The following is a 13,031-nucleotide window of genomic DNA, read 5'->3' as shown; positions in this document are numbered from 1 at the left end:
GGTCATTTTTTTGTGATTTTATTTTTAGAGCCACATAAAGTAGGCAAATCCTCCAATCACTGCGATACAGAATAAATTCAAGATCAATCCGACTTTTGCCATATCAATTTGTTTAACATGGCCTGTTGAGAAAACAATGGCATTCGGCGGCGTTGCGATAGGCAACATAAAGGCACAGCTGGCACCACAAGCAATAATCGCAGCAAGTGCAATAGGCGGTAATCCCATAGATTGCGCAACGGAGATTACAATAGGGATGATTAATGCGGCACTTGCCGTATTAGAGGTAAATTCCGTTAAGAAGATAATAAAGCCGGCGATGGCAAAGCAGAGTACCCAAAGCGGTTTCTCCTGTATAAATTGCACAATGGTATCTGCCATAATTTTACTGGCGCCCGAATCTTTCATAACAATACTGAGTGTTAAGCCGCCGCCAAACAGTAAAAGTACGCCCCATTCCACACGTTCTTGGATTTCTTTCCAGCTGGCAACCCCGGAAGAACAAATTAGAATAACAACGAGAAGTGCAATTACTGTATCGAAATTTTCAATGTTTTTCGGTAATTCTAAGAATTGACTGATCAACGGGTTAATAATAGAGCCAAACAATAATAAAACCGTCATAAAAATAAAAATACCAAGAGTCAGTATATTTTTCCGGTTGAGTTCAATTTTTTCGATTGACGGTGAAAAATCGATAGAAAAGTCAGGACGTAAAATCACCCATAATGCAAAAATCATCGATGGGATCAAGAGTAACATAACGGGAAATCCATAAGCTAACCATTCTGTAAACGTAACCTGAATTTGAGAGGCTAGAATGGCATTAGGGGCACTGCCGACAAGCGTTCCGATACCACCAATATTCGCACTAAATGCCATTCCAAGTAAGACGAAACAATAGAGGCGATAATTTTTCTGAGCATTAATACCTTTTAACATCCCCATAGTCAGCGGTAACATCATCGCTGTCACGGCGGTATTATTTATCCACATAGAAAGAAAAATTGTCACGCCAAATAGATAAGCGACAGATAATTTTAAATTGCCTTTAGCTAAGCGGATAATGTAGTTAGCGATAATTTTGTCGAGATTCTGAATTTGTAGAACTGCAGCGACAACAAATCCACCAAAAAACATATAAATAATAGGGGTTGAAAAAGGCGCGAGTGCTTTTTGTGTGTTAATCAACCCCAAACCAATGGCAAGGATCGGCACCATAAGTGATGTAACGGTAATATTGAATGCCTCGGTTAGCCATAAAATCCCGACAAAGATGAGTAAAGCAAGACCACGATTTTCTTGTGAGGAGAAAGGAAGGTAATTAATTAAAACAAGCATGAGAATAAAATCTAAAGCAAGGATAATTAAGCTTTTATATTTGGAAAAATATGTTGTGTTTTTTTGCATTGTAAAACCTCCATAATGAAGCCTTTTGTTATCATATTGTATATTTTCCAACTAAGCTTTTAACAGAATTTATTATTTAGATCAAATTGTTTTAACAAATTATGCCGGGTTAAAAAGAGCGGTCAAATTTTCGGTATTATGTAGAAAATGCACAGCAGCAGTCATTTTAACGAAATGTAGGGACACACTGCGTGTGTCCGCTTGTAACATATTGAAATGATTTAATTTTATAACGGACACACGCAGTGTGTCCCTCAATTAGTACTTTGCCACTTTATGCTATGCTGAGTTCCATTGGGACTTCCATCAACAAAATTTCGGCATCATCTGTTGCTTCCACATTGAAGTTTTCTACATCCCAAACCCCTAAACCATCACGTTCGGAAAGCGCGACACCGGCTACTTTTGCTGATCCTTTGATCACAAACACATAGACACCGTTTTTTGTCTCATTGAGGCGATATTCTTTTGCAGTGCCTTTGTCAAATTTTGCCAAGTTAAACCACGCATTTTGGTGAATCCATACGCCTTCATCGTCAACATTTGGTGAAAGAATTTGTTGGAAATCGTTTGGTTTTGATCCCTCCGCAATGCTAATTTGTTGATAACGAGGCTCAACATTGCGTTTGTTTGGGAATACCCAAATTTGTAAAAATTTCACCGGCGTATTCGTATTTGGGTTCATTTCACTGTGAGTAATGCCGCTACCGGCGGACATCACTTGAATATCGCCGTGGCGAATCACACTGCCGTTTCCCATACTGTCACGGTGTGCTAAATCACCGCTTAACGGAATGGAAATAATCTCCATATTATCGTGTGGATGTGTTGCAAAACCACGACCGCCTTCAACGAAGTCATCGTTAATCACCCGTAATGCACCAAAATGAATGCGATCTGCATCATAGTAGTTTGCGAAACTAAAAGTATGACGACTTTTTAACCAACCGTGATCTGCGTTGCCACGAGAATTTGCAGAATGAAATACAGTTTTCATAGATGTTCCTTAATTTTTTAAAAAATGAGTTGCACATACTGTGCGTTCTTGATGTGACATATATTACGCTTTCCTGAAAAAAGAAAAATATGGTTTTTGTTAAAAGATTATTTAGTAATAGTGAATAATTGATAGGGACGGTTTGAGGGGTTTATCATTCTTATGTTATGTAGAATATAAGGCAATTAGGATATAAAAAAGAGCCGGCAAGACCGGCTCTTATCTATTAAATAAATTTAAAATGTTTATGTATTAAAGATCAAAATCACCAAAATCATTGGTATCGACTTTTGAGTCGATTTGTCCCACAAGATAAGAACTCACTTCCACTTCTTGTGGTGCCACTTGCACGTTATCAGACACCAACCATGCATTGATCCAAGGAATTGGGTTAGAACGTGCTTGGAATGGTAACGGTAAGCCAACGGCTTGCATACGGATATTGGTGATATATTCTACATATTGCACCAAAATATCTTTATTTAAGCCGATCATTGAACCGTCTTTAAACAAATAATCCGCCCATTCTTTTTCTTGCTCTGCTGCTGCAAGGAATAAATCATAGGCTTCTTGTTTACATTCTTCGGCAATTTCTGCCATTTCAGGATCGTCTTGACCCGCCGCCATAATGTTTAAAATATGCTGTGTGCCGGTTAAGTGTAAGGCTTCATCACGAGCAATAAATTTAATGATTTTTGCGTTACCTTCCATTAATTGGCGCTCTGCAAAGGCGAAGGAGCAAGCAAAAGACACATAGAAACGAATCGCTTCAAGGGCATTGACACTCATTAAGCAAAGGTAAAGTTGTTTTTTGAGGTTACGTAATGTGACGACACATTCTTTGCCGTCTACGGTATAAGTACCTTCTCCGTACAAGCCATAAAGTTGGCTATCACGGATTAAATCATCGTAGTAAGAAGAAATATCTTTTGCACGTTTGATAATTTCTTCGTTAGTCACGATGTCGTCAAAAACGATAGAGGGATCGTTTACGATATTACGAATAATATGGGTGTAAGAACGGCTGTGAATGGTTTCAGAGAATGTCCAAGTTTCAATCCAAGTTTCCAATTCCGGAATTGATACCAACGGTAACAATGCCACGTTCGGGCTTCTGCCTTGAATAGAATCTAACAGGGTTTGATATTTTAAGTTACTGATGAAAATATGTTTTTCATGATCAGGTAACGCTGCATAATCGATACGATCCTGTGAAACATCCACTTCTTCCGGACGCCAGAAGAAAGAAAGTTGTTTTTCAATGAGCTTTTCAAAAGTCTCATATTTTTGTTGATCGTAACGAGCAACGTTAACATTCTGACCAAAGAACATCGGCTCTTTTAATTGGTCGTTTTTGGTTTGTGAGAAAGTGGTGTATGCCATTTGGGTTTCCTCTGTTTTCTAAAAAAGTGCGGTCGATTTTAGCCACACTTTTAAAGGGTTGATTAATTAGATTTTACAAGCTCCGCCTGCGCAGCCGTCGTCAAGATCTTCTTGGGCATCTTCTGCGCCGTCACGGGTGTTTTGGTAGTAAAGGGTTTTTAAGCCGTATTTGTAAGCGGTTAATAAATCTTTTAATAACACTTTCATCGGCACTTTACCGTCTTCAAAGCGTTTTGGATCGTAGTTGGTATTGGCGGAGATCGCCTGATCCACGAATTTTTGCATAATGCCCACGAGGTGTAGATAGCCATCGTTGCTTGGAATATCCCAGAGTAATTCGTATTGTTCGCTTAAGTTTTCATAATCCGGCACGACTTGTTTTAAGATACCGTCTTTTGAGGCTTTCACACTCACATGACCACGAGGCGGTTCGATACCATTAGTAGCGTTAGAAATCTGTGATGACGTTTCTGACGGCATTAATGCGGTGAGCGTGGAGTTACGCAAGCCAAACTCTTGAATTTCTTTACGCAAACTTTCCCAATCGTAATGCAATGGTTCTTGTGTGAGCGAATCCAAATCTTTTTTATAGGTATCAATCGGTAAAATACCTTGTGAATAGGTGGTTTGATTGAAATATTCACAAGCACCTTGTTCTTTGGCTAAATTCATTGAGGCTTTCAATAAGTAGTATTGGATGGCTTCAAAGGTGCGGTGGGTTAAATCATTGGCACTGCCATCAGAATAACGCACCCCGTTTTTCGCTAAGTAATAAGCATAGTTAATCACACCAATCCCTAAAGAACGGCGGGCAAGGGAACTACGTTTTGCCGCAGCAACAGGGTAGTCTTGATAATCCAATAGGGCATCTAAGGCACGAACGGCAAGGTTCGCTAACTCTTCCAATTCATCAAGATTGTCAATTTTTCCTAAGTTAAATGCAGAAAGGGTACAAAGCGCAATTTCCCCGTTTTTATCATGAATATGCTCAAGCGGTTTGGTTGGTAAGGCAATCTCTAGACAGAGGTTAGATTGACGTACAGGCGCCAGTTGCGGATCAAACGGCGAGTGAGTATTACAGTGATCCACATTTTGAATATAGATACGACCTGTTGAGGCACGCTCTTGCATTAACAGAGAGAAAATCTCGACCGCTTTAACAGTGCGTTTACGAATGCTTGGATCTTGCTCATATTTGACATAAAGTTCTTCAAATTTATCTTGATCGGCAAAGAAAGCTTCGTACAGCCCCGGTACATCGGAAGGGCTGAACAAGGTAATATCACCGCCTTTAATTAAGCGTTGATACATTAATTTATTTAATTGCACGCCGTAGTCCATATGGCGAACACGGTTATCTTCCACTCCACGGTTATTTTTTAACACGAGCAGGCTTTCGGCTTCTAAGTGCCATAACGGATAGTAAACTGTTGCTGCACCGCCACGCACGCCGCCTTGTGAACAAGATTTCACCGCCGTTTGGAAATATTTATAGAACGGAATACAACCGGTATGGAACGCTTCACCGCCACGAATTTCACTGCCTAAAGCACGAATTGCACCGGCGTTCACGCCAATTCCCGCACGTTGGGAAACATATTTCACAATGGCGGAAGCGGTCGCGTTGATGGAATCCAAACTATCGCCACATTCAATTAAAACACAAGAACTGAATTGACGGGTTGGGGTACGCACACCTGCCATAATCGGTGTTGGCAAGGAAATTTTGAAGGTGGAGGTGGCATCGTAAAAACGCTTGATATAGTCCAAGCGGGTTTCCTGCGGATATTTTGAAAATAAACTCGCGGCAACCAACAAATAAAGGAATTGTGCCGATTCGTAAATCTCACCGGTTACACGGTTTTGCACTAAATATTTGCCTTCCAATTGTTTGACGGCTGCATAAGAAAAAGTCATATCACGCCAGTGGTCGATAAAACCGTCCATTTCATCCCATTCTTCACGGGTGTAATCGTCTAAAAGGGCGTGATCATATTTCCCCATACGTACAAGTTTTTTGACATGCTCATATAGACGAGGCGGGTCGAAGTGACCGTAAGCTTTTTTACGTAAATGGAAAATCGCCAAACGAGCGGCAAGATATTGATAATCAGGGGTATCTTTGCTGATTAAATCCGCTGCGGCTTTGATGATGGTTTCGTGAATATCGGAAGTGCGAATTCCTTCATAAAATTGAATATGTGAACGTAATTCAACTTGAGAAACCGAAACGTTTTCTAATCCTTCAGCCGCCCAAGTAATCACGCGGTGAATTTTATCAAGATTGATTTGTTCCTGAGAACCATCACGCTTAGTGACCTTTAAACTTTTGTTCATAAGTACGAGCCCTGTTATTGTTATGATATTTTTGAAACACAATATATAGTGTTTATAAAAGAATGTTGCACAAGATAATGTGTTTTTTAAGCTAAATCAAGCAATAAATTTTCTATTAAAATGATTGACAAAAAATTTGTTATTAAAAAACAAATACTTTTTCGAGAATTGTAAAGATATGAATTTTTACTTGAAAAAATATAAAAAGTGCGGTCGGAAATTAATGTAATTTTCGACCGCACTTTGATAGATAACAGTATATATTTAAAGAAGATTAATTCAAATATTTGAATACTTTAACCACTTTTTGTACTCCGCTCACTTTGCTGGCAATCTCAGCGGCAGCATCTGCTTGGGTTTGTGTTACATTACCTAGTAAGAACACTTCGCCATTTTCAGTGATTACTTTCACATCGGTTGATTTCACTCGATCATCTACTAACATTTTGGATTTCACTTGTGTCGTGATCCAGCTATCTTTGCTGATTTGCCCGATAGTAATTTTAGGGTTTACGCGTAGTTCATTATAGACATCGTTTACCCCATCAACACCTTTGGCAAGATCCGTTGCGGTTGATTTTGTATTCTCGCTTGGCACCTGACCGATTAGCAGTACCCGTGAACTATAAGAAACCGCATTCACACGTGCTTCGGATTTGATTTGCTCATCTTTATCTAAGGCATTTTCTACTTTAAATTCAAGGGTTTCATCATCAACTTGGGTGCCCATTGTGCGAGGATCTGTGGCAACCTTTGTTCCTGCTGCGGCACCACCAAGGGCGGCGGCAACACAGCCTTGCAACATAATTGAGGCAGTTAAAATAAACGCAAGTTCTTTAAATGAGGTTAGTTTCATTTTTTCTCTCCTTTATTTAAATGAATCAGTTATTTAGTCAGATAAATAGCGAAATAGTTTAGTGATAGAAGGCATTCTATCAAACTCTTGGGAATAATGTATGATCAATCAGTTCGCAAATGGCGTTAATCACAAATAAATGGTTTTCTAAAATACGGCTTTCTTTATTGGTTGGAATGGAAATTTCCAAATCTTGTTCTGCTAATAAGCCTTGAATCGCATCATTATTTGAGCCGGTTAAAGCAATGACATTAATTTCTTTGCTTACTGCATTGGCAATGGTGTTGAGTACGACTTTTTCCGCTCCAAGTGGGGCAAAGGCAATCAGTAAATCTCCGGCTTTAGCCACCGCATTAAATTGATGTTGATAGAGATTTTCCACTGAATGATCAAAAACTAATGAAGATCCGACCGCACTTTCCAGGCTGAGCAGGACAGAAGGAAAGCTTGGGCGTTCAATATCATAGCGATTAAGCAGGTTGGAAACCAAAAACTGTGCATTGGCGTAAGAGCGTGCGATACCGCAAGCAATCACTTTATTGCCACCCAGTAGGCATTGAATCACCTTTTGGCTTGCGTTGGCGATATTTTCTGTGAGTAAACTAGAGGCGGAAATTTGAATTTGAATGCTTTCGCTATAAATATCTTTAACTTGTTGTAACATACTTGAAATTAAAATTAATCGAGAAAATTAGGAATCCACTGAATCTCTTGGGCATTTTTGCCGAAAGCGACGAGATCAAAACGACAATCGGCATCTTCTAAACTGAGATTTTGTTTCGCAAGCCAGAGATTTGCCGCATCAAGCCATTTTTGTTGTTTGTTCCAATCGACACTCTCAATAGCCGAACCAAAGCGTGCATTTGAACGTTGGCGCACTTCTATAAACACAATAGTTTGCCCATCTTGCATAATGAGATCTAACTCGCCGCATTTAAAATACTGATTTGCCGCAATAAAACGTAATCCTTTTGATTCCAAAAAAAGGCGGGCTTGATGCTCAAAGCCCGCTCCTTGTTGGCGTTTTAAGGAAAACATAATTAGTTAGCTACCGGTACGACATTACCGTCTTGGTATTGGAACCAAGTCATATCACGTTCTACATTACAATTCGGTCCGGCACTTAACACGCCGGTTAAACCGCTTAACTGATAGCCCGGCACTTGGCGTAATTCATTGAAATGATTGATTAACAACCACGCATCCGCACCCATTGCGTACAAACGCATTAGCTGATATTCACCACCGGTTGAACCCGCCACTTTTTGATATTGTGCGGATGTTGACTCTTTGAAAAATGGAATATCGCTGAACTGCACACCGTTCATTTGTGTTATATATTCGGCAGAATTGCTTGCGGAGTTAGCGCGCGAACTTGCATAGATTTTTAAATTTGGCGCATTATTTGTAAGATAACCTTTGATTTCTGCCAATTCTTCAGGATTAGCAACCGCATAAAGTGCAGTTGAATTTGACGCATTTTCTTGGAAGAAATAAGGCACATCCGCCGGTAAATTATAGTAGCGAATATTGGCATCCGTTGAGGCCAATTGCTGCCAACGAACATTAAAGGCATTACCGACACGCTGACCTAAGTCATTTTGTGGCATCGCAACAACAGGGTTACGTACTCCATCATTCCACATTTTGGTTGCCGCTGATTCCGCTTCATCTTCCGGTGATAAACCGTAGTAACACATTTGATTAATTGCACGAGCATTTGGCGTTGCGTTTAATGCTAGTACATCCATACCTTGCACTGATACAGGGTTGTTAATGATTGACTCGACATTTTGTTTTAACAGTGGCCCTACTAAGGCTTTCACCCCCGCTTGTTTGGCTTGAGCGATAATATCGTTAATAGAGTTGCTGGATGAATCAAAAATTTGCACCGGAATCGTGGAATTTCCTTTGGCATCGTTAAAACCGGATAAAATGGTGTTACCTAAAATTTGACCATCACCACTGACAGGCAAGACTAAACCAATTTGTGCAAGATTAGTTTGTTGGAAATTTAACAAACTTTGTAATTCTTTTGGGAAAAGAGTGGCCGCAGCATGATTTGGATAAGCGCTTTTCCAATTTTGTAAGGCTTGACTTAATTGCACAGGCTGACGAATATTATCGTTGTAGGCTTTAATTAAAGTAAGCCAACCGCCTAGTGCTACGTTGCCGTCATCCGATGCATTGTTGATCACGCCTGTATTTGCCGAACGTAATAACGCCCAAGTTTTATCTACGTTGTTTTGGCGACGTTGTACATCAGTGAGATTTTCGTCCATTTTGATGTGAGATTTCACGGCTTCAATCACATCTTTACGATTTTCAAAAATAGTTGCCTGTGTTTCATAATAGCGGGATTTTTGAGAGCGACTGAGTTTATTTAAATCGATCAAACGCAATTGGCTTTCTGCGACTTCATTTGCTCCTTTAGCGGCTGAAAGGCGGGCTTCAATTAATGTGCGATCAAGTTTTTGTGCATCATTTAATTCGCCTAATTCGGATAATATTGCCTCAGATTGAGCGATTTTGTTCTCTGCAATAAATGCGCGTGCAGCGAGTAATTTATAGGTTTCTTTATCTTCAATACTTTGTGTTTGTTCCAATTTGTTCATATAAAATTCAGAACTGGCATTGGCATCACGTTGAAGTGTTTCGGTAAAGCTGCTGCCAAATAAATTGGAACAGCCGGCCAATGCGACGGATAATAAAATTGGCATTAAACGTTTTTTAAAACCTGCGCCTTGTAATAGAATAGACATATTCGCTTTGCTCCGTGATGAATGAGTCAATAATGGAGTGATCTTACTTATCTCAAACCTTAAAAGCAAACAAAATGAATAATGTAACCGGAATTTTATATATTGTGGCGACACCGATTGGCAATCTGCAAGATATTACTCAACGTGCTTTGGAAACCTTTTCCAAAGTGGATTTAATTGCAGCAGAAGATACACGCCACAGTGGTTTATTGCTCAGTCACTATGGCATTAAGAAACCTTTTTTTGCGTTGCATGATCATAACGAACAAGAAAAAGCGGCGGTTTTGGTGGAAAAATTGAAACAAGGCGTGAATATTGCATTGATTTCAGATGCCGGTACCCCTTTAATTAGTGATCCCGGGTTTCACTTAGTCCGTCAATGCCGAGAAGCGGGGATCCGTGTCGTACCTCTGCCGGGGGCTTGTGCCGCAATTACTGCACTTTGTGCTTCCGGTATTGCCTCCGATCGTTTTTGTTTCGAAGGTTTTTTGCCGGCGAAAAGCAAAGCCCGCAGAGATAAATTAGAAAGTGTGGCAAAAGAAGCGCGCACGTTAATTTTTTATGAATCTACCCATCGCATTTTGGATACCCTTGCAGATATGCAAGATGTACTGGGTGAAGACCGTTATGTGGTGCTTGCCCGTGAAATCACGAAAACCTGGGAAACCATTGTAGGCAATACGGTGAAAAATTTATGCCAATGGTTGGCTGAAGATCCAAATCGAACCAAAGGCGAAATGGTATTGATCGTAGAAGGTCAAGCTAAACAGGAACATGAGGCGGAGTTTTCACCTCAAGCGATTAAAGCCTTAACCCTAATTGCACAAGAATTACCCCTTAAAAAAGCGGCAGCGATTGTGGCGGAATTATATGGTTATAAGAAAAATGCTTTATACCAGTTTGGATTGGATCATTTTAACTAGATTTCCCCCAAATTTTCCTTTTTATTGTAGGAATTAAGCGGGAGATGACAAAGAATTTTATGAATATCGGAGAACAAATGCTAAACCAAGTTTCAAATACATTATTGACCCCAAGCCATTTATCCACCAAAGAATTATTAAATATTTTTGATTTAATGTCGCACCGTAATATTGATTATGCGGATTTATATTTTCAGCTTAGCCAAGATGAAAATTGGGTGTTGGAAGACGGTATTATTAAAGAGGGCGGTTTTCACATTGATCGTGGGGTAGGGGTACGAGCAGTATCCGGTGAGAAAACCGGTTTTGCTTACTCGGATCAGATCACCCTTGCCTCGCTACAACAATGTGCCAATGCGGTGAAAGGCATTGCACAAAGCAAACAAGGCAATATTATTGTGCCAAATGCGCTTAACATCGCAAACCCTACTATGCGTTATGCTGCCATTAATCCGTTGGATAGCCTTTCTAAAGAGAAGAAAATTGAATTATTACATTTAGTTGATCGTACCGCTCGGGCGGAAGATCCTCGTGTCACCCGTGTTTCTGCCGGTTTAAGTGCAGTTTACGAAGAAGTGTTGGTGATGGCAACAGACGGAACATTAGCGGCAGATATTCGACCGCTTGTTCGTTTGTCCATTTCTGTATTAGTGGAAGAAAATGGAAAACGTGAGCGGGGAAGTTGTGGTTCCGGTGGACGTTTTGGATTGGATTGGTTCTTTGAAACGGTTGATGGCGATATTCGGGCGGTCAATTTTGCGAAAGAAGCCGTTCGCCAAGCATTGGTTAATCTCAGTACGGTGGCAGCACCGGCAGGACTTATGCCCGTTGTGTTAGGCGCAGGGTGGCCGGGTGTGCTATTGCACGAAGCGGTAGGGCATGGTTTGGAAGGTGATTTTAATCGTAAGGAAAGTTCTTTATTTACCGGGAAAATTGGTGAATTAGTCACCTCTCCACTTTGTACCATTGTGGATGACGGCACGCTCGCTAACCGCCGAGGCTCGCTCACTATTGATGATGAAGGGGTTCCAAGTCAATGTAACGTGCTGATTAAAGACGGTATTTTGCAAGGCTATATGCAAGATAAAATGAATGCCCGTTTAATGGGCGTGAAGCCTACCGGAAACGGTCGTCGTGAGTCTTACGCCCATTTACCGATGCCACGCATGACCAATACTTATATGCTGGCGGGGCAGAGTCAATTTGAGGATTTGATCGCGTCGGTGGATCACGGCGTTTATGCGCCGCACTTTGGTGGGGGACAAGTGGATATTACTTCTGGTAAATTTGTGTTTTCCACCTCTGAGGCTTATCTGATTGAAAAAGGGAAAATTACCAAGCCGGTAAAAGGGGCAACGTTAATCGGGAGCGGCATTGAGGTGATGCAAAAAATCTCTATGGTTGCCGATAAAACCGAGTTGGATTTAGGCATTGGGGTTTGTGGTAAAGACGGACAAAGTGTGCCGGTCGGCGTAGGACAACCGGCATTGAAGATTGATGAAATCACCGTAGGCGGTACAAATTAATGCTAAAAAACAACCGCACTTTTTGTTTAATGAAAAGTGCGGTTAATTTTTCCGTTGGATTTCATTGTCTTAAATTTATAATCTTAAATTAATTGATAAAAAATCGGATAAAACCTCAAGGTTTATCCGATTTTTGTTTAAAGATTAATTATGCCCAATATTTGTCAATCTCCGCCCGAATGGCTTCTGCGGTTGCTTTGCCTTTTTCTCCGACTAATGCTCTGCCGGCAATAAAGGCTTTAGCATTTTTGATCTCTTTGAATAAATGAATATCTTCCGGCACAATGCCTCCGGTGATGGATAGCTCAAGTCCTAAAGCAGATAATTTTTTCATTAATTCAACATCTTCCGATGTCCAACCTTTACCGGCTAATTCGGCATCGCGTGAACGGTGATAGATTGCTTGTGTGACGCCTAACTCAACCCATTCTTTGGCATCTTTTTCGACAGTCCAGTTACCATAGATCTCAATTTGAATTTCTTTTTTCACTTTTAATTCAGGGTGGGCGGCATTGAATTCATCTGCGACTTTTTTACAAGCCGCTTTGGTTGCAGGGTGTGCGGCGGCAGAAACTGTTAGCCAGTCTGCGCCTGCTTCAAATGCCATTTTTGCTAAGATGGCGCCACCGTCTGTGGTTTTTAAATCACACACAATAATGTGATTTGGGTGTAACGCACGCAAGGTGCTAACCGCTTTCATTCCTTCTGCACAGGCTAGGATTGTGCCGACTTCAATAATTTCGACGAGATTTTCCGCTTGTTTGGCATCAGCGACGGCTTTTTCTAAAGAGAGAGAATCAAGGGCGATTTGTAATAGCGGTTTGGACATAGTGATTA

At 40.6% G+C, this 13,031-nt stretch carries 11 protein-coding genes; 2 read left to right on the top strand and 9 right to left on the bottom strand.

The window, feature by feature from the left end; translation table 11 throughout:
- Positions 1–24: 24 nt before the first annotated feature.
- The 8 genes from BKG94_RS08320 to BKG94_RS08285 form a co-directional block, all read right to left on the bottom strand.
- On the bottom strand, positions 25–1,410 hold the full coding sequence (locus BKG94_RS08320; RefSeq protein ID WP_077436118.1) for an SLC13 family permease: 1,386 nt from the start codon (positions 1,408–1,410) through the stop codon (positions 25–27).
- 274 nt (positions 1,411–1,684) lie between these two features.
- Positions 1,685–2,407: a pirin family protein gene (locus tag BKG94_RS08315; RefSeq protein ID WP_077436116.1), complete on the bottom strand. Its 723-nt coding sequence runs from the start codon at positions 2,405–2,407 to the stop codon at positions 1,685–1,687.
- Between the two features lie 252 nt (positions 2,408–2,659).
- Positions 2,660–3,790 carry a class Ia ribonucleoside-diphosphate reductase subunit beta gene (gene nrdB / locus BKG94_RS08310; RefSeq protein ID WP_077436114.1) on the bottom strand — a complete coding sequence of 377 codons (1,131 nt, stop codon included), beginning with the start codon at positions 3,788–3,790 and terminating at the stop codon, positions 2,660–2,662.
- A 66-nt stretch (positions 3,791–3,856) separates the two neighbouring features.
- Positions 3,857–6,127, bottom strand: a complete 2,271-nt coding sequence (gene nrdA / locus BKG94_RS08305) for a class 1a ribonucleoside-diphosphate reductase subunit alpha (protein ID WP_077436112.1) — start codon at positions 6,125–6,127, stop codon at positions 3,857–3,859.
- Positions 6,128–6,401: 274 nt separating this feature from the next.
- Positions 6,402–6,983 (bottom strand): division/outer membrane stress-associated lipid-binding lipoprotein, encoded by a 582-nt coding sequence (gene dolP / locus BKG94_RS08300; protein WP_077436110.1) that lies wholly within the window; start codon positions 6,981–6,983, stop codon positions 6,402–6,404.
- 79 nt (positions 6,984–7,062) lie between these two features.
- Positions 7,063–7,647, bottom strand: coding sequence for a D-sedoheptulose-7-phosphate isomerase (locus tag BKG94_RS08295; protein WP_077436108.1), 585 nt, complete (start codon positions 7,645–7,647; stop codon positions 7,063–7,065).
- 14 nt (positions 7,648–7,661) lie between these two features.
- A complete protein-coding gene (locus tag BKG94_RS08290; RefSeq protein WP_077436106.1) occupies positions 7,662–8,021 on the bottom strand; it encodes a YraN family protein in 360 nt (119 codons plus the stop codon).
- A 2-nt stretch (positions 8,022–8,023) separates the two neighbouring features.
- On the bottom strand, positions 8,024–9,745 hold the full coding sequence (locus BKG94_RS08285) for a penicillin-binding protein activator (protein ID WP_077436104.1): 1,722 nt from the start codon (positions 9,743–9,745) through the stop codon (positions 8,024–8,026).
- Between the two features lie 74 nt (positions 9,746–9,819).
- Here BKG94_RS08285 and rsmI point away from each other — a divergent pair, with 74 nt between their 5' ends.
- Entirely contained in the window at positions 9,820–10,668 is an 849-nt protein-coding gene (gene rsmI, locus BKG94_RS08280; protein WP_077436102.1) for a 16S rRNA (cytidine(1402)-2'-O)-methyltransferase, read from the top strand.
- A gap of 77 nt (positions 10,669–10,745) precedes the next feature.
- Positions 10,746–12,194: a metalloprotease TldD gene (tldD, locus tag BKG94_RS08275; protein WP_077436216.1), complete on the top strand. Its 1,449-nt coding sequence runs from the start codon at positions 10,746–10,748 to the stop codon at positions 12,192–12,194.
- Between the two features lie 148 nt (positions 12,195–12,342).
- Here tldD and BKG94_RS08270 read toward each other — a convergent pair whose 3' ends face one another.
- Positions 12,343–13,023, bottom strand: coding sequence for a 3-keto-L-gulonate-6-phosphate decarboxylase UlaD (locus tag BKG94_RS08270; protein WP_077436100.1), 681 nt, complete (start codon positions 13,021–13,023; stop codon positions 12,343–12,345).
- Positions 13,024–13,031 lie beyond the last annotated feature (8 nt).

It is taken from the genome of Rodentibacter ratti (assembly GCF_002000485.1).
GTDB classification, from domain to species: Bacteria; Pseudomonadota; Gammaproteobacteria; order Enterobacterales; family Pasteurellaceae; genus Rodentibacter; species Rodentibacter ratti.
This window is presented reverse-complemented; position numbering and strand designations above follow the sequence as displayed.

Bases quoted from the DNA above. Each gene is read 5' to 3' on its own strand.
- BKG94_RS08320 (WP_077436118.1), bottom strand. From the start codon at position 1,410: ATGCAAAAAAACACAACATATTTTTCCAAATATAAAAGCTTAATTATC.
- BKG94_RS08315 (WP_077436116.1), bottom strand. From the start codon at position 2,407: ATGAAAACTGTATTTCATTCTGCAAATTCTCGTGGCAACGCAGATCAC.
- nrdB (WP_077436114.1), bottom strand. From the start codon at position 3,790: ATGGCATACACCACTTTCTCACAAACCAAAAACGACCAATTAAAAGAG.
- nrdA (WP_077436112.1), bottom strand. From the start codon at position 6,127: ATGAACAAAAGTTTAAAGGTCACTAAGCGTGATGGTTCTCAGGAACAA.
- dolP (WP_077436110.1), bottom strand. From the start codon at position 6,983: ATGAAACTAACCTCATTTAAAGAACTTGCGTTTATTTTAACTGCCTCA.
- BKG94_RS08295 (WP_077436108.1), bottom strand. From the start codon at position 7,647: ATGTTACAACAAGTTAAAGATATTTATAGCGAAAGCATTCAAATTCAA.
- BKG94_RS08290 (WP_077436106.1), bottom strand. From the start codon at position 8,021: ATGTTTTCCTTAAAACGCCAACAAGGAGCGGGCTTTGAGCATCAAGCC.
- BKG94_RS08285 (WP_077436104.1), bottom strand. From the start codon at position 9,745: ATGTCTATTCTATTACAAGGCGCAGGTTTTAAAAAACGTTTAATGCCA.
- rsmI (WP_077436102.1), top strand. From the start codon at position 9,820: ATGAATAATGTAACCGGAATTTTATATATTGTGGCGACACCGATTGGC.
- tldD (WP_077436216.1), top strand. From the start codon at position 10,746: ATGCTAAACCAAGTTTCAAATACATTATTGACCCCAAGCCATTTATCC.
- BKG94_RS08270 (WP_077436100.1), bottom strand. From the start codon at position 13,023: ATGTCCAAACCGCTATTACAAATCGCCCTTGATTCTCTCTCTTTAGAA.